This window comes from Candidatus Sororendozoicomonas aggregata, from assembly GCF_031528575.1.
GTDB classification, from domain to species: domain Bacteria; phylum Pseudomonadota; class Gammaproteobacteria; order Pseudomonadales; family Endozoicomonadaceae; genus Endonucleibacter; species Endonucleibacter aggregata.
Genome location: NZ_JAVLSP010000019.1, coordinates 25,160 through 47,993, shown reverse-complemented (window position 1 = coordinate 47,993; position 22,834 = coordinate 25,160). Strand labels below are relative to the sequence as shown.

Below are 22,834 nucleotides of genomic sequence, written 5' to 3'. Positions count from 1 at the left end.
CTTGAGCACTGTTTCGCTTTCTAATAATCGACTCCAACTCTGCACGTTGGTTATCTGAGAGAGTGATTGTTTTGGTGTGGTTCAACTGCATCCCTGCCACTTACTTATGTCTTACTGGAGATGCGGATTAAACCACATTTTCAAAGGGATAGATATTAGGGCTTAGCACCACTAGCTCGTGATGTTCCTTGCTTAGCACCACGCCAGACCCCAATGACTGTTTAATTCGTCGAACTCACGTTTAATAGCGCCTCCTTTCCAAAAGAAACCAAAACAAAACCTTTACCCATAAAAAAACCGGACTAAAAAGCCCAGTTTTTCTAACGCAAAAAAGAAAATGTTACTGCGCAGCCTCAGTCTCAGCCTCTTCAGCCGCAGGGCGATCAACCAGCTCAACATAAGCCATTGGCGCTTTGTCACCGTGACGGTATCCGCACTTGATAATACGGATATAACCACCTGGACGCTCTTTAAAGCGAGGCCCCAGGTCGGTGAACAGCTTACCAACCGTAGCTTTATTGCGAAGACGGTCAAACGCCAGACGGCGGTTAGCGACACTGTCTTCTTTAGCCAGGGTAATCAGAGGCTCAGCAACTCTGCGAAGCTCTTTTGCCTTCGGCAATGTCGTTTTGATCACTTCGTGCTCAACCAGGGAAGCAGTCATATTCTTGAACATCGCTTTGCGATGTGAACTGTTCCGGTTAAGCTTGCGGCCACTCTTACGATGACGCATGGCACAAACTTCCTATATTCGACCCAAGCCCGGCCACGAGCTGGGTTCGGGCAATTTAAGCAGAAATCCTATCGTCGTTCTTCAGGCTCGCTGGCGGCCAGTTGTCCAGACGCATACCCAGACTCAAACCACGGGAGGCAAGTACATCTTTGATCTCTGTCAGAGATTTCTTACCCAGGTTCGGTGTCTTCAATAGCTCAACTTCCGTGCGCTGGATCAGGTCACCGATGTAGTAAATGTTTTCTGCCTTCAGGCAGTTAGCACTACGAACAGTCAGTTCAAGGTCATCCACCGGACGCAGAAGGATAGGATCAACTTCGTCTTCTTCCTTCACCGGTTCAGGTTCAACCTCACCTTCCAGATCCACAAATATGGCCAGTTGCTGCTGGAGAATCGTGGCCGCACGGCGGATAGCTTCGTCAGGATCCAGAGTACCATTAGTCTCCAAATCAATGACCAGCTTGTCCAGGTCAGTCCGCTGTTCAACACGGGCGCTTTCTACGACATAGGAAACGCGGTATACAGGGCTATAGGTGGCATCCAGTTGAAGACGCCCAATAGCGCGCGTTTCTTCTTCATCCTGGCGACGGCTGTCAGCAGATTCGTAACCGCGGCCACGAGCTATCTTCAGCTTCATGTTCAGCTCGCCCTTATCATTCAAATGGGCGATGACATGATCAGGATTAACAATCTCAATATCGTGATCCAACTGAATATCCGCAGCTGTTACAACACCCGGCCCTTTTTTGGAAAGAGTCAATGTTGTCTGGTCACGAGACGTCATAGAGATCGCCAAACCTTTCAGGTTCAGAAGAATGTCAATGATATCTTCTTGCACGCCTTCAATAGCACTGTATTCGTGCTGCACACCATCGATCTCGACTTCAACCACAGCACAGCCGGCCATGGAAGAGAGCAGGATACGACGCAGGGCGTTACCCAAAGTGTGTCCAAAGCCACGTTCCAGTGGCTCCAAGGTCACCTTAGCTCGTGTCAGACTGATTTCCTCAACATCAATGTGTCGAGGCGTCAAAAATTCAGTTACCGAATTCTGCATGGATGTTACACCCCACCTAACTGTTTCCCTTACTTGGAGTAAAGCTCGACAATCAAGTTCTCGTTGATGTCTGCTGCCAGGTCACTCCGCTCGGGCAGCGCCTTGAAGACACCTTCCTTCTTGGGAGCGTCTACCTCAACCCATGTGGAGAAACCACGCTGAGCTGCAATTTCAAGGGCTGCATTGATGCGCAGCTGGTTTTTCGCCTTCTCACGAATGGCAACTACGTCACCAGGGGCAACCTGATAAGACGGGATGTTTACAGCCTTACCATTCACCAGGACAGCTTTGTGGCTGACCAGCTGACGTGCTTCTGCACGGGTAGAACCAAAACCCATGCGGTATACAACGTTATCAAGACGCGACTCAAGCAGTTGCAGCAGGTTAGCGCCTGTTGCCCCTTTCTTGTTGTCTGCCTTCTTGTAGTAGTTACGGAACTGCTTCTCCAGCACGCCATAGATACGACGAACTTTCTGCTTTTCACGAAGCTGCACACCGTAGTCGGAAAGACGGCCACGACGCTGACCGTGCTGACCAGGAGGCGTTTCCGCTTTACACTTAGACTCGAGAGGACGAACACCGCTCTTCAGGAAGAGGTCGGTGCCTTCACGACGAGACAGTTTGCACTTAGGACCAATAAATCTAGCCATTTATTACCGTCTCCTGCTTATACACGACGCTTCTTGGGCGGACGACAACCGTTGTGGGGGATCGGAGTAACATCGTTGATGTTAGTGATCTTGTAACCACAAGCGTTCAGAGCGCGTACAGCGGATTCACGGCCTGGGCCGGGTCCTTTAACGCATACATCTAAATTCTTCAGACCATACTCAGCGGCAGCACGACCGGCACGTTCAGCTGCAACCTGGGCAGCAAAAGGCGTGCTCTTACGAGAACCACGGAAACCGGAGCCACCGGCTGTAGCCCAAGAGAGTGCATTACCCTGGCGGTCGGTAATGGTCACGATAGTGTTGTTAAAAGAAGCGTGGATATGGGCAACGCCATCCACAACCGTCTTTTTAACCTTCTTACGTGAACGAGTACCTGGCTTTGCCATATTAGAACAAATCCTGTATCAAAAAGAGCAGCGCAATCTATCAAGATACAACGAATGCACCTGATAGAAAATAGCCTGATCTTATTTACGAATAGGCTTGCGAGGACCCTTACGAGTCCGCGCATTGGTTTTTGAACGCTGTCCACGGACAGGCAGGCTGCGCCGGTGGCGAATACCACGGTAACAACCCAGATCCATGAGGCGCTTAATATTCATGCTGATCTCACGACGCAAATCACCTTCCGTGTCAAGCTTTGCAACTTCACTACGCAGGCTTTCCAACTGCTCTTCAGGCAGATCAGACACTTTGGCTGCCGGGTTAACACCAGTCGCAGCACACAGCTGCTGAGCAGTAGTCTTACCAACACCAAAAATGTAGGTCAACGAGATAACGGCATGTTTGTTATCCGGGATGTTGACACCAGCAATACGGGCCATTCAATCGTCTCCGTTTATACATTTACCGCGCCAGCAGCCTTGCCTTGTGAGCAAAACTGTTACACGGCACCATTTAAAGCCGGTACTGAACCCTGACTTCGTCATGGCTGTTTTACCTGTGCTTCCCCATGTCCACCCATCATTGGTTAGTATCGAGGATACCCGGCACATAACAGGTCGAAAGGCGGAAATTTTAATCCCCTATTCGAAAAAACACAACCGCTCATGATACTCATGAGCGGTTGTGTTTGCCTAAAGTCATAAGAACCTGTCGGACTTAAGACAATTTCGGCCTAAAACCCAGAAAGCGCAAGAAAGTGCGGCCAGAATTTCCGATCAATTTGCTTAAATAGGTCAACTATTCGCACAAATTGATCGAAAACTCTGACTTGCCCTACTGAATTTTATGCTCGAAAGCATAAGTCCGACAGGCTCCTGGCAGCCAAAACGAATTTTATAGGGGCAAACCGCAGATCACCCTTAAAAATCAACCTTGACGCTGCTTGTGACGAGGCTCTACGCAAATCACACGAACAGTGCCTTTACGCTTGATAATTTTGCAATTACGGCAGATTTTCTTAACCGATGCACGTACTTTCATCATTCACTCCACAATCGTTGCAGAACCTGGCGGACTTAGCGGATCAAGCCGCCGCCGGCACCGTAGCCCTTAAGATTGGATTTTTTCATCAGCGACTCGTACTGGCTGGACATCAGATGTGACTGAACCTGGGCCATGGTATCCATCACCACAACCACGACAATCAGCAAGCTGGTGCCTCCCAGATAGAATGGCACATTCGCCGATACGACCAGGAACTGGGGTAACAAACACACGGCTGTCATATAGAGAGCACCGAACATAGTCAATCGAGTCAGGACACCATCAATATACCGGGCAGACTGATCACCTGGGCGGATGCCCGGGATAAACGCACCGGATTTCTTCAGGTTATCTGCAACGTCTTTCGGATTGAAAACCAGAGCAGTATAGAAGAAACAGAAAAAAATGATACCTGCTGAGAACAGAATAATGTTCAGTGGCTGACCCGGTCCTAACGCCATAGCAACTTTTTGCAGCCATGCCATACCCTCACCCTGCCCAAACCACTGAGCAATAGAGGCTGGAAACAGCAGGAGACTGGAGGCAAAAATAGCTGGGATAACACCCGCCATATTGACCTTCAGTGGTAAATGGCTACTTTGGGCAGCAAACACCTTACGCCCCTGCTGACGCTTAGCGTAGTTCACCGTAATACGTCGCTGACCACGTTCAATAAAAACGACAAACGCGACAATCGCGACGGCAAGCAACGCCACCACCAGCAGCGCCAGGATATTGATATCCCCCTGGCGAGCAGACTCAAAGGACCGCGCAATCGCATTTGGAAGACCGGCGACAATACCTGCAAAGATCAGAATCGAAATTCCGTTACCAATGCCACGCTCTGTCACCTGCTCACCAAGCCACATCATGAAGACGGCCCCGGTGACGAAGGTCACGACAGCTACAACATAGAAGCTGATATCTGCTGTGAATGCCACGCCCTGGTTAGCTAGACCCACGGTCATACCCAACCCTTGAACGAAGGCGAGAGCTACCGTCAGGTAGCGGGTGTACTGACTGATTTTACGGCGCCCGGACTCACCTTCCTTTTTGAGCTGTTCCAGCTGCGGACTGACCACCGTCATCAATTGGATGATGATGGATGCCGAGATATAAGGCATGATCCCAAGGGCCAGTACCGACATACGTTCCAGCGCACCGCCAGAAAACATGTTGAAAAGCCCCAGAATAGTGCCTTCATTTTGCTGAAACATCCGGGCCAGGGCATCAGGGTTGATACCCGGCACAGGGATATGCGCACCGATCCTGTAAACCAGGATCGCCAGAAACACAAATCTGATGCGAGACCACAGCTCGCTCAATCCGCTTTGATTCCCAACAGGTAATGTCTTAGCCATTTAGTCCTCGATCTTACCACCGGCAGCCTCAATTGCGGCTCGGGCCCCTTTGGTGACAGCCAGACCTTTAATGGTCACGGCCTTGGTCAATTCGCCGGACAGTACCACTTTAGCACGCAAGATACTACCATTGATCAAATCTGCCGCTTTCAACGCAGACAAATCAATGACATCAGCATCTACCTTGACCAGTTCATGCAGACGGATCTCCGCACTTTGGCTGGCTTTGCGAGAAACAAAGCCATATTTTGGCAGACGACGCTGTAGTGGCTGCTGACCACCTTCAAAACCTGGCTTCACGCTGCCGCCGGAGCGAGACTTCTGTCCCTTGTGACCACGGCCACCCGTCTTGCCCAGACCGGAGCCGATACCACGACCAACGCGCTTGCGCTCTTTACGACTGCCCTCAGCCGGACTCAGAGTATTCAGACGCATGTTATTCTCCTTCGACCCGCACCAGGTATGATACCTTATTTATCATACCACGCACTGACGGAGTGTCTTCCACCTCAACAACGTGATTAATACGGCGCAGACCCAAACCACGGACGCAAGCCTGATGGCTTTTGAGGCGACCGCTGGTGCTCCTGACGAGCTTCACTTTGATCATCTTCTCAGCCATAACTTACCCCAGGATGTCTTCTACTGACTTGCCACGCTTGGCAGCAACGTCTTCAGGAGAACGCATGTCACGCAAACCGTTGAAGGTAGCGCGAACCACATTGACCGGGTTGGTAGAACCGTAACACTTGGCCAGTACGTTATGCACACCAGCCACTTCAAGTACCGCACGCATTGCACCGCCGGCAATAACACCAGTACCCTCAGAGGCTGGCTGCATGTAAACCTTGGAGGCACCGTGGCGAGCTTTCACAGGATACTGCAATGTATCACCGTTGAGGTCAACACTGATCATGTTACGACGGGCCGCTTCCATAGCCTTCTGGATTGCGACAGGCACTTCACGCGCCTTACCACGACCAAAGCCTACTTTGCCTTTACCATCACCAACAACAGTCAGGGCAGTGAAGCCAAAGATCCGGCCACCTTTGACCACTTTGGCCACACGGTTAACCTGAACGAGCTTCTCAATCATGCCTTCATCGTTGTTGTTACTTTTACGCTCATCTTTTGCCATGACGCCTACCTTTAGAATTTCAGACCGGCTTCACGGGCTGCGTCGGCGAGCGCCTTAACACGACCGTGATACTTGTAACCAGAACGGTCAAATGCCACTTCGGCAATGCCCGCAGCTTGGGCGCGCTCAGCAATCAGAGCGCCAACCTTGGTGGCAGCGTCGATATTACCGGTAGCTTCGCCACGCAGTTCTTTCTCCAAAGTGGAGGCAGCCACCAACACTTTATCGCCCTCAGCAGCGATAACCTGCGCGTAGATGTGACGAGGCGTGCGGTGAATGCTCAGACGAACGGCACCGAGTTCACGCATCTTCATCCGTGCACGACGAGCACGGCGCAGGCGAGCAGATTTCTTATCCATCATAATCTCACCCTACCTTACTTTTTCTTGGCTTCTTTGCGACGAACATGTTCGTCAGCATAGCGAACACCCTTGCCCTTATAAGGCTCCGGCCGACGGAATTCGCGGATTTCCGCGGCAACCTGACCCACCAGTTGCTTATCGATACCCTTGATCAGGATCTCGGTCTGGCTTGGGGTCTCCGCTGTCACACCCTCAGGTAAGGCATAGTTTACCGGGTGAGAAAAACCAAGGGACAGGCTCAGGGTCTTACCTTTAGCCTGCGCACGGTAACCAACACCAACCAACTGTAATTTCTTTTCAAAACCTTTGGTAACGCCGTTGACCATATTGTTAATCAGCGCACGCGTAGTTCCAGCTAAAGCACGGGAGTGCTTGGCACCGTCACGCGGCGCGAAAGTCAGGATATTATCTTCCTGGCTTACCTCAACGCTCCGGTGAACATTCAGCTCCAACTGGCCTTTACCGCCTTTAACAGCGATGTTCTGACCATCCAGCCTGATCTCTACACCCGCAGGGATCGTTACGGGGCTTTTAGCAACTCGAGACATAATACCCCTCCCTTTAGAATACGGTGCAAAGAACTTCGCCACCAACACCGACTGCACGCGCAGCACGATCGGTCATAACACCTTTGTTGGTAGACACAATAGCAATACCCAGACCGCCGTTTACTTTAGGCAGGCTGCCCTTACCCGCATAATTGCGCAGACCAGGACGACTGTCACGCCGCAGACTCTCAATAACTGGCTTACCGTTGAAATATTTCAGGTCAATAACCAGAGACTGCTTCAGGTCACCTTCAACATGAAAGTCAGTGATAAAACCTTCCTCTTTCAGCACACTAGCAACAGCCTGCTTTACCTTGGATGAAGGCATGCTGACAGATGCATGTTCTGCCATTTGGGCATTACGGATACGAGTTAGCATATCTGCTAACGGGTCCTGCATACTCATTCTTTAAATCTCCCGAAGATGAAAAGCGTGATTACCAGCTAGCCTTAACCAGGCCGGGGATATCACCACGCATGGCTGCTTCACGCAGCTTGATACGGCTCAAGCCAAACTTGCGAAAATAGCCGTGAGGACGACCTGTCACACGGCAGCGATTACGCAGACGGGACTTGCTGGCGTCACGGGGCTGCTTTTGCAGGGCAACCTGAGCTTCCCAACGCTCATCTTCAGTGCTGTTGGGATTATTAATGACAGCTTTCAGCTGGGCGCGCTTCTCAGCGAACCTGACAACGGTTTGCTGACGCTTCAACTCCCGCTGCTTCATGGATACTTTTGCCATAAGCTAGTGTACCTGTTCTCAGTTACGGAAAGGGAAGTTGAAGGCTTTCAGCAGAGCACGGCCTTCTTCATCATTCTTAGCCGTGGTGGTCAGAGTAATATCCAGACCACGCAGGGTATCGATTTTATCGTAATCGATTTCCGGGAAAATGATCTGCTCTTTCACACCCATGCTGTAGTTGCCACGGCCATCGAAAGATTTCGCGCTCAGACCCCGAAAATCACGAACACGAGGCAGAGCAACGTCTACCAGGCGCTCCACGAATTCGTACATGCGCTCCTTGCGCAAGGTCACCTTCACGCCAATTGGCCAGCCCTCACGCACTTTAAAGCCGGCAACGGATTTACGTGCCTTGGTAACAACCGCTTTCTGACCGGTAATCTTTTCCAGATCAGCAACGGCATTTTCGATAACCTTCTTGTCACCAATCGCCTCACCGACACCCATGTTCAGAGTAACTTTGGTGATACGAGGTACTTCGTGAACATTGCTCACACCCAGCTCTTCTTTCAGCTTGGGAACAATCTCTTCACGGTATGTTTTTTTCAGTGTCGCCATCATTCGCCCCTCACGCGTCAACCGGCTTGCCGGTGGATTTGAAGACGCGCTGCTTCTTGCCTTCTTCAGTGAAAGCAAAGCCAACACGGTCAGCCTTGTTGGTTTCCGGGTTCAGAATCGCCACATTGGAAGCCTGGATAGGCGCTTCCTTATCAATGATGCCACCTGCGACACCCAGCATAGGGTTAGGCTTCTGATGCTTCTTCATCATATTGATGCCGGAAACAACCAGACGGCCATCGGTACGCACAGTGACAACATTACCGCGCTTACCTTTGTCCTTACCTGCAATTACGATGACTTCGTCATCACGACGGATTTTTTTCATTACCTGCCTCCGTTACAGCACTTCAGGCGCTAGTGAGATGATCTTCATAAACTGCTCACCACGCAGCTCACGAGTCACAGGCCCAAAGATACGCGTACCGATAGGCTGGTTACTGGCGTTCAACAGAACAGCAGCATTGCCATCGAAACGAATCAGGGAGCCGTCTGGACGACGCACTCCCTTACGGGTACGAACAACAACAGCGTTCATTACCTGGCCTTTTTTGACCTTACCGCGAGGAATGGCTTCCTTAACGGTGATTTTGATGATATCACCAATGCCGGCATAACGGCGGTGGGAACCACCCAATACCTTAATACATTGAACTCGACGAGCGCCGCTGTTGTCAGCCACTTCGAGTTGTGTTTCTGTCTGGATCATTACTTATTTCTCCAAGCCCAAACTGCAGACGGGTACTTGCCAGCTTGAAATGTAAGCTGACCGATCAGATGACCGGCCAGCTTTAAACACCCCGCATCTCCTCAGGGTTGACCACTCAAGCCCTAAGCACCGTAGCCTTAGATTTGAGTAGCACGCTCATCAATAGAAACAAGCTCAAACATCTTGCTCTTTGACAAAGGGCGAGTCTCTTTGATGGTTACAACGTCACCCATACGGCATTCGTTGCTTTCATCATGAGCATGCAACTTGGTGGACCGCTTTACGATTTTACCGTACAACGGATGAGTTACCCGGCGCTCAATGAGAACAGTGATGGTTTTATCCATCTTGTCACTCACTACCTTGCCAGTGAGAGTACGGACCTTCTTTTCTTCAGCCATCTCGCCTACCTGCCTTTTCGTTCAGCACCGTCTTAACACGGGCGATATCACGTTTGACCTGCTTGAGCAGATGGCTCTGGTTCAGTTGGTCAGTCGCTTTCTGCATGCGGTATTGAAACTGTTCCCGCAACAGAGAGAGAAGCTCTTCATTGAGCTGCTCTACATTCTTTTCACGCAATTCTGCCGCTTTCATCACATTACGCTCCGCTTGACGAAGGCTGTTTCCACAGGCAGTTTGGCCGCTGCCAGAGCAAACGCCTCACGGGCCAGCTCTTCGGACACACCTTCCATTTCGTAGAGAACGCGACCAGGCTGAATCTGGCATACCCAGTACTCTACATTCCCCTTACCTTTACCCTGACGAACCTCAAGAGGCTTCTCAGTGATAGGCTTATCGGGAAAGATGCGAATCCAGATCTTGCCGCCACGCTTGATGTGACGAGTCATGGCACGACGAGCCGCTTCAATCTGACGAGCAGTTATACGTCCACGCCCCATGGCTTTCAATGCGTATTCACCGAAGCTAACTTTGGAACCCCGGTTTGCCAGGCCACGGTTGCGGCCCTTTTGCTGCTTACGAAATTTCGTACGCTTAGGCTGTAACATTACCGGACTCCTTACTTCTTAGCTGAGCGCTTCTTGGCGCGCTTGGCGGGTTCTTTAGGTTGCTGAACCTGACCACCAATGACTTCGCCTTTGAAGATCCAGACCTTAACGCCCAGAATACCGTAAGTCGTCAGACCCTGATAAGAAGCGTAATCAATGTCAGCACGCAGAGTATGCAAAGGCACGCTGCCTTCGTGGTAACGCTCAGTACGGGCAATCTCAGCACCACCGAGACGACCACTAATCTGAACCTTGATCCCTTTAGCGCCCAGGCGCATGGCATTCTGAACCGCACGTTTCATCGCACGGCGAAACATTACCCGACGCTCAAGCTGACCAGCGATGCTCTGAGCCACCAGCATAGCGTCCAGCTCAGGCTTACGCACTTCTTCGATGTTGATGTGCACAGGCACGCCCACCATGCCGGTGATTTCCTGGCGCAACTTCTCAACATCTTCGCCTTTCTTGCCAATCACGATGCCAGGACGGGCAGTGTGAATGGTGACACGGGCACTTTGAGCAGGACGCTGAATATCAATACGGCTTACAGACGCATTCTTCAGCTTCTTCTCAATGTAGCTACGAACCGCCAGATCGGCGTTCAGCTTGTCAGCATATTCCTGACCATCCGCATACCACACTGAGCGGTGAGATTTTACAATCCCAAGACGTATTCCGTTAGGATGTACTTTTTGACCCATCTGAACGCTCCTTAGACCTCTGCAACCTTAACCGTAATGTGGCAAGACCGCTTCAGAACGCGATCAGCTCGGCCCTTGGCACGGGGACGAATACGCTTCATGGTCATACCTTCATCAACGAAGATAGTAGACACTTTCAGCTCGTCAATATCCATGCCTTCATTATGCTCAGCGTTTGCCACGGCAGACTCTAGCACTTTCTTAACCAGAACAGCAGCTTTCTTGTTGCTGAAACCCAGATAATCCAGAGCCTCACCTACCGCCTTACCGCGAATTTGGTCAGCAACCAGGCGCGCTTTCTGGGCAGAAATGCTGGCGCTTTTATGAATAGCAGCGACTTCTTTCATCTCTTACCTCAACGCTTCCTGGCTTTCTTGTCTGCCGCGTGACCACGATAGGTACGCGTAGCAGCAAACTCGCCCAGCTTGTGACCCACCATGTCTTCAGTGACGAAAACGGGTACATGCTGGCGACCATTATGAACAGCAATTGTCATTCCTACCATGGTAGGAATGATCATAGAACGGCGGGACCAGGTTTTAATTGGACGCTTATTGCCGCTTTCAGCCGCATCTTCGACTTTCTTCAACAGGTGAAGATCGATAAAAGGGCCTTTTTTCAAAGAACGTGGCACTATCGTATCCTCTCTCTAGGCTTACTTCGCGCTGCGACGACGTACGATCATTTTGTCCGTACGCTTGTTGGAGCGAGTCTTACGACCCTTAGTCGGAACACCCCATGGCGTCACAGGATGACGACCACCAGAAGTACGACCTTCACCACCACCGTGTGGGTGATCTACCGGGTTCATGGCAACACCACGAACGGTCGGACGAACACCACGCCAGCGCTTTGCACCCGCCTTACCCAGAGAGCGCAGGCTGTGCTCACTGTTAGAGGCCTCACCCAGAGTGGCACGACAGTCAGCCAAAATTTTTCTCATTTCCCCGGAGCGCAAACGCAAAGTAACGTAAGCGCCTTCCCGGGCAACCAGCTGTGCGGAAGAGCCTGCGCTGCGCATCATCTGCGCACCTTTACCCGGCTTCATTTCTACACAATGGATAACGGACCCCAAAGGGATATTGCGCAAAGGCAACGTGTTACCCGCTTTAATTGGCGCGTCAATACCAGAGAACAGCTGATCACCAGCTTTCACACCCTTAGGGGCAATAATGTAACGACGCTCACCATCCATGTACTTTAACAGGGCAATGTGGGCAGTCCGGTTTGGATCGTACTCAATCCGCTCAACGATGGCCGGGATGCCATCCTTGTTGCGTCGGAAATCAACAATACGGTAATGCTGCTTGTGACCACCCCCGCGATGACGGGTAGTGATCCGACCAGCATTATTACGCCCACCAGATTTGCTTTTCTTCTCCAGAAGAGGCGCGTAAGGCCGCCCCTTATGCAGATCAGTATTAACAACTTTAACGACGAAGCGGCGACCTGGAGAGGTCGGCTTGCACTTAACTACGGCCATACCTTAACTCCTTATTCCGCATCAGCAAAGTCAATTTCCTGACCCTGCTCCAGGCTAACGTACGCTTTCTTCCAGTCTGAGCGCTTGCCCATCCCGTGACGAGTACGTTTTGTTTTACCCTTGACGACAACAGTCTGAACAGACTTGACACCTACTTCAAACAGCTTTTCTACTGCTTTTTTGACTTCCAGCTTGGTAGCAGTCGTCGCAACTTTAAAGACGTACTGCCCGGATCGTTCAGCAACAACAGTAGCCTTCTCAGAAATATGCGGGCCAAGCAGAACCTGATAGATACGCTCCTGATTCATCCCAGCACCTCCTCAAACTTCTTGATGGCAGCCATGGTCATGATAACCTTCTCATGGGCAACAAGGCTGACCGGGTCAACACCCTGCACATCACGAACGTCTACATGAGGGATATTGCGGGCAGCAAGATACAGGTTCTGATCCACTTCATCAGCAACAACCAGCGCATTGTCTACGCTCAGCGTTTTCAGCCTGGCAACCATTTCTTTGGTCTTGGGCGCGTCAACAGTGAACTGCTCAACCACAACCAGGCGCTCCTGGCGAACCAGCTCGGACAGAATAGAACGCAGAGCACCACGGTACATCTTCTTGTTCAGTTTCTGAGTGTGATCCTGAGGCCTGGACGCAAACGTTTTACCGCCCCCGCGCCAGATTGGGCTACGAATAGTACCCGCGCGCGCGCGACCAGTACCCTTTTGACGCCATGGCTTACGTCCACCACCATTTACGTCACTACGATTCTTATGAGCACGCGTGCCTTGACGACTGCCCGCCATAAAGGCAACAACAGCCTGATGAATCAGGGATTCATTAAATTCAGCACCGAAAGTCAGATCTGAGACCTGAACAACGCCGGCACCTGTTACATTCAGTTCCATAGTCACTCCCCTCAGGCGCTAGCTTTTACTGCTGGCTTAACGATTACGTCAGCGCCTGCAGCGCCAGGTACTGCACCTTTCACCAACAGCAGACCTCGCTCAGCGTCAACGCGAACGAGCTCCAGGGACTGAACAGTTTTCTTTTCAGCACCCATGTGACCAGCCATTTTCTTGCCTTTGAAGACACGGCCAGGTGTCTGACACTGACCGATAGAGCCAGGCGCACGGTGAGACAGGGAGTTACCATGGGTAGCATCCTGCATGCGGAAGTTCCAGCGCTTGACCGCACCCTGAAAACCCTTACCCTTGGAGCGCCCGGTAACATCTACCTTCTGACCTGCCTCAAACAGATCCACGCCAATCACATCACCCGGCTTGTATTGAGCCTTGGCATCTGTGCGAAATTCCCACAGACCACGACCTGCCTCAACACCCGCCTTAGCGAAGTGACCAGCAGCTGGCTTGTTCACACGACTGCCTTTCTTGGCACCGATTGTCACTTGAATAGCATTGTATCCATCCGTTTCCTCAGTTTTAACCTGAGCGACGCGGTTGGACTCAATCTCAATCACCGTGACCGGGACAGAAACACCGTCTTCGGTAAAAATGCGGGTCATACCGCACTTTTTTCCGACTAATCCAATAGTCATTTTAACCTCTCTCGTGTACGGGGCTATCACCCACTATGGCCGCTCATTTCAAAGCGTTACACAAACGGCCAGGGGCAGCGCCAAACCGGTACAATGCCTCCCAACCAAACACCACCTGTAAAAACATGCCCGTATTACAAACGATGAATTGCGCAAACTGAACAGCGCCCATGACCAGCATTAACCGAGACTGATCTGCACTTCGACACCAGCCGCCAAGTCGAGCTTCATCAGTGCGTCTACGGTTTTTTCGGTGGGCTCAATAATATCGAGAAGACGCTTGTGCGTACGGATTTCATACTGATCGCGCGCATCTTTGTTCACGTGCGGAGAAATCAGAACCGTAAAGCGTTCTTTTCGTGTTGGCAACGGGATCGGGCCATGCACCTGAGCACCAGTACGTTTCGCAGTATCAACAATTTCCTGCATGGACTGATCAATCAGGCGATGGTCAAAAGCCTTCAGGCGTATACGAATTTGCTGAGCTTGACTCATCTTGTTCTAACCATGTAATAAAGAACTTGATCCGAGCGAACCATGTCACCAGGACAAAAGGCTGGCTATTTTACAAAGCACAAAAAGGGCTGTCAACACAACCCCCCTCTGTGTCGCAGGGAAATCTTATTTGGCGCTAAACTTCCGGCTCTATCTCCGGGGCAAACAGCCTGAGCACCTCCAGGAGCCTGTCGGACTTAAGACCAGGAGCCTGTCCGAGAATAGCGCCCGTAGCGAGGATGGCAGAAAATTGAGGATAAAAAGTCGGAAATTTTTAGTGAATAGTGGTTCTATTTGCTAAAAATTTCCGACTTTTTAGACCAATTTGCTGCCACCGCAGTAGGGCAGTCTATTCTCGGACAGACTCCTAGACATTACTGTAATTAAATCCATTACCCGCTGTAACAGCACCCTACCGCGCCGAAGAGTAATACGGCGTTTTATTCGCGAGACGCTGCTCATAAACGCCAATACGCCTTGCCAAAAAGCGCCATGATTTTTTCGCTGAAGGAACATCGGTGGTAACAACCTTAAATAGCTGATTACAATCCGATTGAGATGACAGCTCGTGGCACTGAATCGCCAGATTATTACTGATTTTTCCCCAGTTCGTTACCAAACGCTTGGCAGCCAGCGATAACTTACTCATATACTGACTGTATGACTGTAGCAATAAAACCGCTTGTTTCAAGCTGGCTAATAATGGGTCAATGTTATCAAGCTCTCTATATAATGCTAACTTCTGCTGGTTATTCCTATCAATGACCATTGCATTTTCAGAGCACCCGGACAACGCAAGGTAATCATAATTCAAATTGTGATGGCCCATTGATCGCTGAACAATAATCAACCCCTTAAGCTCTGGTGCTGAAAGCGTTTGAACAACCCAATCATCTAAATTCTGCCGTATGGTTTCTTCCTGTAAATCCAGCGCGGTCATCACAACCAAAGCGTGTGCCTGGCGATTTCCCAGAGATTGCGTGTACTCATCAAGCTTGCCTGACAATGCCTGATAAAAACCAGCAGCCTCCCTGGATAGCAACTCAATTTTTTCATACAAAATGCGTGATGACGCATAGCGCCTGACAAAAGTCGTATTAATACCTTCAACAAGACCGGCAACGGTCTTTCTTGCTTCACCATCAGGTTGCTGACAGTTAATAATCTGGGCACTGCTTCTTATTTGCTCTTTTGCTGTTTTTTTGCTTTCTGTCAACATATAAGCTAGCTGTGGTGACAACTTTTTTTTATAAAACGAAACCTGCTTTTGATTCTCCTCAAAAATCCTCCAGGCACTTTGCATTAGATTTAACTCAGCATTCTTGGCACTCAAGGCAAAATCTTGAACGACGATGGATGCATAACCCTCCAGCAGCATACCGTAAAGCGTAATATCATTGAGGACTGATTGCAGGTGCAAGGGGGAGAATCGATTTGAACCAGACACTGACATAACATGAACAGTCATTGCGCTTGCCCTTTATTTATGGTGATTAATTTATTATTGCTCGTTGTTTGTCGTATTTATGAAATATTTATTATCTCACTAATAACAACCATAAATGACATCACCCGATCCTTATATGCTTTATTAACCTTCCCAGACCAGTGCCGCCGAACAACTTATATAGCACTCGACCCAGGAGCCTGTCCGAGAATAGACTACCCTACTGCGGTTGCGATAAATTAGTCTAAAAATTCCTGCCTCTTCATCAAATAGCCCCGCTATTCTCCTCAGAAGCAGAAGTTTTTATCCTCAATTTCTCGTAATCCTCGCTACGGGCGCTACTCTCCGACAGACTCCTAGTATAACAGGGTTAAAATTAACACCGGGTCAAGTGCATTTATACAAACAAAACCCGGAAGAGCAATAGGTGAAAGTACGTAAAATATAACCCAGAGTAATAGAAGTGTTCTTTCTAACCCGGATATTTCATAAACTGCCCTGAGAATTGCGCGGAACCTTGCGGCTCTAAGGGATTTTGCGAAGGAGCGCCGTACCGGGGAGTACGGTTGACTGAGCAAAACTCCCTTAGAGCCGCAAGGAGCAAGCAAGGCCAGGAGCATGTTTATGAAATATCCGGGCTAACTACAGTAATGAGTATGACAAGCAGGAGCAATAACCAGTAAAGCCTGCTATTGCGAGGCGTTTCACCAGAGGGCTGGCGTTCAGATTGTCAGCGTAAAGCATAAGTAAAGAATGCCATTAGTATAAAATCCAGGAGCCTGACCGAGAATAGCGCCCGTAGCGAGGATTACGAGAAATTGAGGATAAAAATTTCTGCTTCTGAGGATAATAGTGGGGCTATTTGATGAAGAAGCAGGAATTTTTAGACCCATTTATCGCAACCGCAGTAGGGCAGTCTATTCTCGGACAGGCTCCTAGAGCCAGGACTGGCCCCTTAAACGCAGTTCGGGCTCGGCCTGAAGGGCTTCCAGATGGTTTTTAACGGCCTGCGCATCTTCTTCATTGGCGGGTAATACACCATAAATAAGAGGGCACGTTTTATTCACTGTTTTAAAATGCGCCAAAGCGTCGGCCATTGCTTCTGCTGAAATACTGAAAAGCTTCCTCCTCTCATCATCGCCAGAACCTGAAAGCATATATTGATCAAAAAGAACGGGGATTAACAGGCACTGATCCGCGTATTTTTCTGCTGCCTCCCTCAGCACCTCTATATAACAGTCAAATAGCTTGTGATACATATCCATCTGGCTGCGTTTTTTATCTTCATAGTTACTGCTTCCCGGGCCTACAATATGAAAGACAGCGCCTGTTTTGCGCTCTTCCATCTTGTAAGCGGGTGTAACGACAATATCGCCAGTATGAAACACACGCTCTTTATACCGGCCTAACTCTTTTCTACAGGCCTCTTGTAATTTTTCGCCGCTTTTTTCATTAAGTGCCTGGTCAAAATCACTGACTTTACCGGAACCACCTTTACCCCATAATTTCTCACTTGCGGCCCTGACGATCACATTAGGTCTGTCGAGCTCTTTAATAAAGTCAAATAAATCAACGTGGGGGGCGACCAGCTGAAGCTCGCCGTTTATTAATACCTCTTTTACGCTTTCAAACTCATGCAAGTCCACAGCTAAAGGGGGGGTTTGCACCGACCTGTTCGATGCCACTGCTGACGGTTCTGTTATCACCGTCTCAGCATAAGACGGCCTCACTAATGGCTGGTGTTGATCAACGGTTAGGGTTGGCTCCTCATCTTCATTAACGGTATTTACCTGTTGGGCAATCCCCGGCATTTTAGCAGGGTTTTGGAAGACCGCTGTCTGATGTTCTGGCATAAGGGCTGAGTCATTATCAGAAGGGAATTCATAAGACAGGTCGCTATTTTTCCCTTTCCCGGCTGCATTAACACTGTCCATAAAAGCATCAAACCCCGGTATCTGATCGTAGTCGTTTTTATTGGCGTTTATATGCGCATATATGGCATCAACAGCACTGGGGTTATCGTAAGCTATAGCCAGATAAAGCAAGTTCTCTGCGGGATGTTCAGAAAAGCCATAGACGTCACTATTGAGTAACTGTGACATCTCCTGAAATGTTACCCACTCAGCTTTATCCACCAGCCTTCGTTTCATTGCATCAATGGTCAAAAAGTGAATATGCTCATCCAGATAACGGATTGCACAGTGATAATTTTGACGATTAGCTGCCCCGGCTGTGCTTTCCAGGCGTTGTATCAATGCCTCTTTACAGGCGACACAGTGCTCTTTTGTGACGCGATGGCGCGACAAAGCAAAGCAGCTCTGAAGGGCTATGCTAATCGCCCTTTCATCTGCTGCCTGCTCCACCAGCTTGACTACAGGCAGGCTGCCGTCAGGAAGCGCGGTAAAAAAGTTAACGCCCTCTTTAAGCGCTGCCTTGAATGTTTCACCCTGAAGATATCCGGGTATTTGCTGATCTAGCGTTGCACTTTGCTGATTAACCGCTTTTGCTTTATCCAGCGACGCTAAAATACTCCCCCCCTGTTGGCACTGAGCTCTTAATGCTTCAGCCTCTTCATCAGAAAGAGAAAACCCAACGTGAATGAACTTTTTCTGCAACTCATCATAGTGCTCTTTATCATCTTGACGACAGCACCTCTGCAACGCTTGCATGAAAGCTTCTCTGGCTTTTACTTTATCAGCATACTCCATAGTAAAATCAACATCTCTGGCAACAATGTCCTTGTCAGAACCCGGTTCACGCCACTGGCGTAAATAATTGACTAAAGCTTTGCTGGCAACATCAGCCCGAACTTTTAGCAGCTCACCCTTGCGGTATTCATACTCCTGTTTGGTTAGCGCCGGATTGTGTTTTTGATTTTCACTCAGCGTTTCACCTAAAAGCGGGTCATCTAAAAGCTGGCCTTTTTTATCCCGTGGCATGGATGTTTCCAGCCTACCTATAAGGGCAGATATATCATTTACATCCTGCCCATCGGCAGACGATGCCCATTGCTTAAGGAACTCCGACTTTAACTGATGATTTCTTTTATTAATCAGTCTTTCAATAAAGCTTTCATTCTTTGCTCCCTGCCTTAACTGACACCAGGGACTGCGCCCCTGGGACAAATACTGCTCAACCAGGCGGGCCATATTATCCTGTTCGTCGCCAACCTGTCCCTCACCCACTCCTTTAAAGTTCTCGGTATATCCCCACAAGTGACGATTTACATCGGTCATTTCAGGATTATTGTACGTCCATTGCCTTTTTTCCACAGGCGACGAAGTCAGTGGACTGGGCTGATGCGCAAAAGGTAACTCAGTACCGGGGTTAATCAACACTTCATCCATAAAATCCGCTTTACTGGTTTGTGACGCACTCTCATAACCCGTATCGTCCTGATTTGGTGACACCGGCCTTTGCCGATTGTTTCTATGCACATTCTCACTGCTCGCGCTGTTAGCCGCGCGATAGGGTTGCAGGTATTTATAGACACTCTGCTCCAAAGGCATTGAAAGAAACAAATGATCCAAAGGCCAATACTCCCTGCTCGAATCAGCTACGGTGCCTGTTTCCACTGACGGACTTCCCACAAAGTCACTCAATGGTGACTCCACTGACAAAGGGAGATGTTGCGTAATATCAAGATTACGCCTGTGCAGCTCCTCGCCGAAGCGACTCAGTTCTGCGTGGCTTTGTATGGATTGTTGTTCAAAGTATTCTATTCGTGCTTCAGGGTCTTCCAGACATGCGGGGTCTGTCTGCTCAAGCCATGCGCCTATAGCAACAGGGTCGGTTTGACCCGCTCCATCTCGATGATGTAGCACAACACCTGCGGGCAACTCTGCCGCCCCATCGTCCCTTGCACTGACTAATGACTCATTCACTATTTTGCCCATTTCAGAGTGGGCAGCATGCAATAAAGCGTGTTCGGTATTGCTGATTAAATCGTCTGATGTCATGGAATCAGGGAGGATCTTTGCGTCACGCTTCCTGATGGGCAAATTATCATAGTCGGGTGAGCCATTTTCTATATACCGGGTCGTTTGATCACTGCCTGTATCAGACGCTGGTACCGTGTACATAGAGCCTGCTTGTATGCCTGTTGCAATGGGCTTTGAACCATCCATAACTCACCTCATCCTTGTGTCCTGTGATTTATTGTTTTGATTCTGGCGATGCCTGTTCACTCACTAACAGGCAAGTCAAAATAAAAAATACACCCTCCAGTTTCTGAACAAAGCACGCCTATCTTGCCATCGTGTTCTTCTATAATCCGTTTGCTGATGGATAACCCCAGCCCTGTGCCGGAAGCCTCTTTGTTGGCTCGGGTTCCTTCCACCTGATAAAAAGGTTCAAAAACCTTTTTTTGCAGTGCCTGAGGAATGCCTCTGCCATAGTCTTTCACACAAACCCGGACAACACGGCTTTGCTGGTGTAATTCTGTGTAGATATCAATCTTATTGCCCTCACCTGAAAATTTTGCCCCATTGGACAGAAAGTTAGAGAGCACCTGGTGCAGTCGGCATTCATCGCCCTTAACAACAATATTTTTTCCTGTGACGCCCTTCACAAACGCACCCTTCATAAACGCACCCTTCACAAACGCACCCTTCACAAACGCAACACCGTGATGGGCCGCGTAGCTGCTATTATCAACAATGGCTTTATCAATAAGCGCCTCAAGATCAAGGGGCCGGAACGTCATTGAAAAGTGACCTTCCGCAATTTTTTGCATATCTAAAATATCATTCACAATCGTTACAATGCGCCTTGTATTGGACTGAGCAATAGCCAACAATTGCCGGACAGAAGAACTCCATTGTGGATGCCACTGCTTTTCTATTAAATCAAGGCTGCACTGAATAGAGGTCAATGGCGTACGAAGCTCGTGATTTACCGTTGACACAAAACTGTCTTTCATTTTTTCAATGCGCTTTCTCTCAGTGATATCCCGCAACGATCCAATAAGCACTGGGTCTTCAGCATCATCCAGGCGACTGAGAGTCAGCGACATGTCTAAATGCCTGCCGACAGCAGAAACCACATGAATATCTGTACGAATTTTACGTTTGACCCGGCTATGCGCACCGTGCAGTTTATTAATATAACCAGCAAGCCTTTCCTTATTGACCATAAACTCACTTAAACTCCTCCCTGGCAATGTTCGCGTTAAAACGCCCAATGCTTCACCCATGGACTGGTTACAATTCAAGATGACGCCGTCATTGTTTAAGGTGAACAAACTATCGAGGGTATTATCAAAAATACGTTGCAACTGATTTTGTCTTTCTTTAAATGCTTTCCCCTTTTCCAATTTTACTTGCTGAAAAGGCGTCACATCACGGTACACACTCAAGCGTCTGACCGGGATACCGTGTTCATTATGTTCCAGTAACGTACGACAATGAAGCCAAAGCAAAGAACCATTCTTATGCCAATAACCTGCCGTGTGCTCAGTAAAGGGATACGCCGAGTTTGTGTGCTGCTGTGCTTCACAATTTTGGGAACCTGACCCGTTCTCCAATAAAGCGGTATATTCTGACAACAGGTGCTGCCTTCTGGCAGGGTCATACCCGAGCATGCGCCAGAAGTGAGCGTTCATCCACAGGTGCTCGGTATTTTGTAAATCATGATACCCCAGGCCATCCAATACACAACTTTCCAAAAAACACAACACTTTGGGGTCAGTGCTGACCTTTCGATAAAATTCCTTTTGCAGGTAATGGGGATCCTGTGCCTTCATGGGTAACTATTTTGGTGATTGCATGGCGCTATGGCGCTCCCAGAAGGTGTTTATCAGTCCCGCTAATTCATCCGGGCTAAACGGTTTCACAATAACCCCTGCTGAACCAAGCTGCTGATAATGATTAACCTCATGCTGCTGAACCTTGGCTGTGATAAAAACAATGGGCAGGGATTGATAAGCTGGTTTTTCCCGAAGCTTATTATACAAGGCAATGCCATCCATGCCCGGCATCATGACGTCCAAAAGTACCATTTGGGGCTCTATATCATCTGCCATAGCCAGGGCTTCTTCCCCACTGCTGGCCAGTGTCAGTTCAAAGCCATGCAAGGATGCCAGAGATAGCTGGACTAACTGCTGAATGTCCTGGTCATCTTCCACATAAAAAATACGTTTAAGCATCATTGGCGGGTCATCTTGTCTGGGTTCATTGCTGTGCTATCGGCGAGAATCAAATGGACTGGAGCAGATGCTATTAAGAACCTTGCGCGCCTGCCGAAAGGAAAGACAGCACCTGAAAATAAACGACAATGAAAAGCACCAGGAATTACAGCCAGCACTTTCATGCTTTACAGCAACGGTATCTTGATAACCTGGATAGATCCTGTGCATTTTTTGAAGACAGCCTGTCATTTATGCAGACAGGCTGCCTGGATCATAAATCCTTTGATGCGGTTAAGCTTGAAGCGACCAATCTTGTGGGTTCAGGTAAAAGCTATGGGTTTGCCTGTATATCCGATGCGGCTGATCTGTTGCTCACTATGCTCAAACACCTCAAAGCCCGTTATGGCAATGATATTGCCTTACCTATCGAAGAGCAGGAGCACCTGGCAGTGCTGACTCTGGCAATGCTGGTGGTCATTCGAAAAGTGCGTGCCGGTGAAATCATGCCAGAAAAACTTCAGGCCCAGAGCCTTTTTTTTGACCCGCCGGTCAAATCACGCCTTAACCACCTGGCAAACCCAACACCATCGGGACAAACAGCCTCTCCTTCAGACCCCCCTCTGAAAGCCAATAAACGCAGATTTTGGCACTGGCTTACTCGCAGCAGGTAGTATCCCTTTCACTTTGTTACAATAGCCCCTCCATTAAC

33 protein-coding genes are annotated in these 22,834 nt (G+C 49.3%); 1 reads left to right on the top strand and 32 read right to left on the bottom strand.

Translation table 11 applies throughout. From position 1 onward, the window contains the following. Positions 1 to 340: 340 nt before the first annotated feature. The 32 genes from rplQ to V4C51_RS05660 all read right to left on the bottom strand — a co-directional run bounded on the left by rplQ (position 341) and on the right by V4C51_RS05660 (position 22,146). The gene (gene rplQ, locus V4C51_RS05815) at positions 341 to 733 is read right to left on the bottom strand and encodes a 50S ribosomal protein L17 (RefSeq protein WP_330925194.1); all 393 of its coding nucleotides are present in this window, start codon (positions 731 to 733) and stop codon (positions 341 to 343) included. Positions 734 to 788: 55 nt separating this feature from the next. Beyond that, positions 789 to 1,790: a DNA-directed RNA polymerase subunit alpha gene (locus V4C51_RS05810; RefSeq protein ID WP_330925193.1), complete on the bottom strand. Its 1,002-nt coding sequence runs from the start codon at positions 1,788 to 1,790 to the stop codon at positions 789 to 791. Positions 1,791 to 1,819: 29 nt separating this feature from the next. Next, entirely contained in the window at positions 1,820 to 2,440 is a 621-nt protein-coding gene (gene rpsD / locus V4C51_RS05805) for a 30S ribosomal protein S4 (RefSeq protein WP_330925192.1), read from the bottom strand. Between the two features lie 17 nt (positions 2,441 to 2,457). After that, on the bottom strand, positions 2,458 to 2,847 hold the full coding sequence (gene rpsK / locus V4C51_RS05800) for a 30S ribosomal protein S11 (protein ID WP_330925191.1): 390 nt from the start codon (positions 2,845 to 2,847) through the stop codon (positions 2,458 to 2,460). An 81-nt stretch (positions 2,848 to 2,928) separates the two neighbouring features. Continuing rightward, entirely contained in the window at positions 2,929 to 3,285 is a 357-nt protein-coding gene (rpsM, locus tag V4C51_RS05795) for a 30S ribosomal protein S13 (protein WP_330925190.1), read from the bottom strand. 487 nt (positions 3,286 to 3,772) lie between these two features. Beyond that, positions 3,773 to 3,886 (bottom strand): 50S ribosomal protein L36, encoded by a 114-nt coding sequence (gene rpmJ, locus V4C51_RS05790; protein ID WP_079253874.1) that lies wholly within the window; start codon positions 3,884 to 3,886, stop codon positions 3,773 to 3,775. 35 nt (positions 3,887 to 3,921) lie between these two features. After that, a complete protein-coding gene (gene secY, locus V4C51_RS05785; protein ID WP_330925189.1) occupies positions 3,922 to 5,250 on the bottom strand; it encodes a preprotein translocase subunit SecY in 1,329 nt (442 codons plus the stop codon). Then, on the bottom strand, positions 5,251 to 5,685 hold the full coding sequence (gene rplO / locus V4C51_RS05780) for a 50S ribosomal protein L15 (RefSeq protein WP_330925188.1): 435 nt from the start codon (positions 5,683 to 5,685) through the stop codon (positions 5,251 to 5,253). Position 5,686: 1 nt separating this feature from the next. Beyond that, positions 5,687 to 5,872: a 50S ribosomal protein L30 gene (rpmD, locus tag V4C51_RS05775; protein WP_330925187.1), complete on the bottom strand. Its 186-nt coding sequence runs from the start codon at positions 5,870 to 5,872 to the stop codon at positions 5,687 to 5,689. A gap of 3 nt (positions 5,873 to 5,875) precedes the next feature. Then, positions 5,876 to 6,388, bottom strand: a complete 513-nt coding sequence (gene rpsE, locus V4C51_RS05770) for a 30S ribosomal protein S5 (protein ID WP_330925186.1) — start codon at positions 6,386 to 6,388, stop codon at positions 5,876 to 5,878. 11 nt (positions 6,389 to 6,399) lie between these two features. Beyond that, positions 6,400 to 6,750, bottom strand: coding sequence for a 50S ribosomal protein L18 (rplR, locus tag V4C51_RS05765; RefSeq protein ID WP_330925185.1), 351 nt, complete (start codon positions 6,748 to 6,750; stop codon positions 6,400 to 6,402). A 14-nt stretch (positions 6,751 to 6,764) separates the two neighbouring features. Then, positions 6,765 to 7,298, bottom strand: a complete 534-nt coding sequence (rplF, locus tag V4C51_RS05760; RefSeq protein WP_330925184.1) for a 50S ribosomal protein L6 — start codon at positions 7,296 to 7,298, stop codon at positions 6,765 to 6,767. A gap of 13 nt (positions 7,299 to 7,311) precedes the next feature. Further along, positions 7,312 to 7,704 carry a 30S ribosomal protein S8 gene (gene rpsH / locus V4C51_RS05755; protein WP_330925183.1) on the bottom strand — a complete coding sequence of 131 codons (393 nt, stop codon included), beginning with the start codon at positions 7,702 to 7,704 and terminating at the stop codon, positions 7,312 to 7,314. 31 nt (positions 7,705 to 7,735) lie between these two features. Further along, positions 7,736 to 8,041 (bottom strand): 30S ribosomal protein S14, encoded by a 306-nt coding sequence (gene rpsN / locus V4C51_RS05750; RefSeq protein WP_330925182.1) that lies wholly within the window; start codon positions 8,039 to 8,041, stop codon positions 7,736 to 7,738. An 18-nt stretch (positions 8,042 to 8,059) separates the two neighbouring features. Beyond that, complete coding sequence (gene rplE, locus V4C51_RS05745; protein WP_330925195.1) at positions 8,060 to 8,599, bottom strand: 50S ribosomal protein L5; 540 nt, start codon at positions 8,597 to 8,599, stop codon at positions 8,060 to 8,062. Positions 8,600 to 8,609: 10 nt separating this feature from the next. Continuing rightward, the gene (gene rplX, locus V4C51_RS05740; RefSeq protein WP_330925181.1) at positions 8,610 to 8,927 is read right to left on the bottom strand and encodes a 50S ribosomal protein L24; all 318 of its coding nucleotides are present in this window, start codon (positions 8,925 to 8,927) and stop codon (positions 8,610 to 8,612) included. A gap of 12 nt (positions 8,928 to 8,939) precedes the next feature. After that, the gene (gene rplN, locus V4C51_RS05735; protein WP_330925180.1) at positions 8,940 to 9,308 is read right to left on the bottom strand and encodes a 50S ribosomal protein L14; all 369 of its coding nucleotides are present in this window, start codon (positions 9,306 to 9,308) and stop codon (positions 8,940 to 8,942) included. Between the two features lie 137 nt (positions 9,309 to 9,445). Then, entirely contained in the window at positions 9,446 to 9,709 is a 264-nt protein-coding gene (rpsQ, locus tag V4C51_RS05730) for a 30S ribosomal protein S17 (RefSeq protein ID WP_330925179.1), read from the bottom strand. After that, positions 9,702 to 9,902, bottom strand: coding sequence for a 50S ribosomal protein L29 (gene rpmC, locus V4C51_RS05725; protein ID WP_330925178.1), 201 nt, complete (start codon positions 9,900 to 9,902; stop codon positions 9,702 to 9,704). The genes rpsQ and rpmC overlap by 8 nt, the downstream gene beginning before the upstream one ends. Beyond that, entirely contained in the window at positions 9,902 to 10,315 is a 414-nt protein-coding gene (gene rplP / locus V4C51_RS05720; protein ID WP_330925177.1) for a 50S ribosomal protein L16, read from the bottom strand. The genes rpmC and rplP overlap by 1 nt, the downstream gene beginning before the upstream one ends. Before the next feature lie 11 nt (positions 10,316 to 10,326). Continuing rightward, positions 10,327 to 11,016 carry a 30S ribosomal protein S3 gene (rpsC, locus tag V4C51_RS05715; protein WP_330925176.1) on the bottom strand — a complete coding sequence of 230 codons (690 nt, stop codon included), beginning with the start codon at positions 11,014 to 11,016 and terminating at the stop codon, positions 10,327 to 10,329. A gap of 11 nt (positions 11,017 to 11,027) precedes the next feature. Next, positions 11,028 to 11,363 (bottom strand): 50S ribosomal protein L22, encoded by a 336-nt coding sequence (gene rplV / locus V4C51_RS05710; protein WP_330925175.1) that lies wholly within the window; start codon positions 11,361 to 11,363, stop codon positions 11,028 to 11,030. Between the two features lie 8 nt (positions 11,364 to 11,371). Continuing rightward, positions 11,372 to 11,650, bottom strand: coding sequence for a 30S ribosomal protein S19 (gene rpsS, locus V4C51_RS05705; RefSeq protein WP_330925174.1), 279 nt, complete (start codon positions 11,648 to 11,650; stop codon positions 11,372 to 11,374). Between the two features lie 21 nt (positions 11,651 to 11,671). Beyond that, a complete protein-coding gene (gene rplB / locus V4C51_RS05700) occupies positions 11,672 to 12,499 on the bottom strand; it encodes a 50S ribosomal protein L2 (protein ID WP_330925173.1) in 828 nt (275 codons plus the stop codon). A gap of 11 nt (positions 12,500 to 12,510) precedes the next feature. Next, positions 12,511 to 12,807 carry a 50S ribosomal protein L23 gene (gene rplW, locus V4C51_RS05695; protein ID WP_330925172.1) on the bottom strand — a complete coding sequence of 99 codons (297 nt, stop codon included), beginning with the start codon at positions 12,805 to 12,807 and terminating at the stop codon, positions 12,511 to 12,513. After that, a complete protein-coding gene (gene rplD, locus V4C51_RS05690) occupies positions 12,804 to 13,406 on the bottom strand; it encodes a 50S ribosomal protein L4 (protein ID WP_330925171.1) in 603 nt (200 codons plus the stop codon). The genes rplW and rplD overlap by 4 nt, the downstream gene beginning before the upstream one ends. 11 nt (positions 13,407 to 13,417) lie before the next feature. Next, the gene (gene rplC / locus V4C51_RS05685; RefSeq protein ID WP_330925170.1) at positions 13,418 to 14,056 is read right to left on the bottom strand and encodes a 50S ribosomal protein L3; all 639 of its coding nucleotides are present in this window, start codon (positions 14,054 to 14,056) and stop codon (positions 13,418 to 13,420) included. A gap of 180 nt (positions 14,057 to 14,236) precedes the next feature. Next, a complete protein-coding gene (gene rpsJ / locus V4C51_RS05680; RefSeq protein ID WP_330925169.1) occupies positions 14,237 to 14,551 on the bottom strand; it encodes a 30S ribosomal protein S10 in 315 nt (104 codons plus the stop codon). 412 nt (positions 14,552 to 14,963) lie between these two features. Then, on the bottom strand, positions 14,964 to 16,019 hold the full coding sequence (locus V4C51_RS05675; protein WP_330925168.1) for a hypothetical protein: 1,056 nt from the start codon (positions 16,017 to 16,019) through the stop codon (positions 14,964 to 14,966). Positions 16,020 to 16,933: 914 nt separating this feature from the next. Continuing rightward, complete coding sequence (locus V4C51_RS05670; protein WP_330925167.1) at positions 16,934 to 20,125, bottom strand: macro domain-containing protein; 3,192 nt, start codon at positions 20,123 to 20,125, stop codon at positions 16,934 to 16,936. 56 nt (positions 20,126 to 20,181) lie between these two features. Beyond that, on the bottom strand, positions 20,182 to 21,741 hold the full coding sequence (locus V4C51_RS05665) for a PAS domain-containing sensor histidine kinase (RefSeq protein ID WP_330925166.1): 1,560 nt from the start codon (positions 21,739 to 21,741) through the stop codon (positions 20,182 to 20,184). A 6-nt stretch (positions 21,742 to 21,747) separates the two neighbouring features. Then, on the bottom strand, positions 21,748 to 22,146 hold the full coding sequence (locus tag V4C51_RS05660; protein ID WP_330925165.1) for a response regulator: 399 nt from the start codon (positions 22,144 to 22,146) through the stop codon (positions 21,748 to 21,750). Positions 22,147 to 22,271: 125 nt separating this feature from the next. On the opposite strand from V4C51_RS05660, the gene V4C51_RS05655 reads away from it, so the two are divergent. Beyond that, a complete protein-coding gene (locus V4C51_RS05655) occupies positions 22,272 to 22,796 on the top strand; it encodes a hypothetical protein (protein ID WP_330925164.1) in 525 nt (174 codons plus the stop codon). Positions 22,797 to 22,834: the final 38 nt, after the last annotated feature.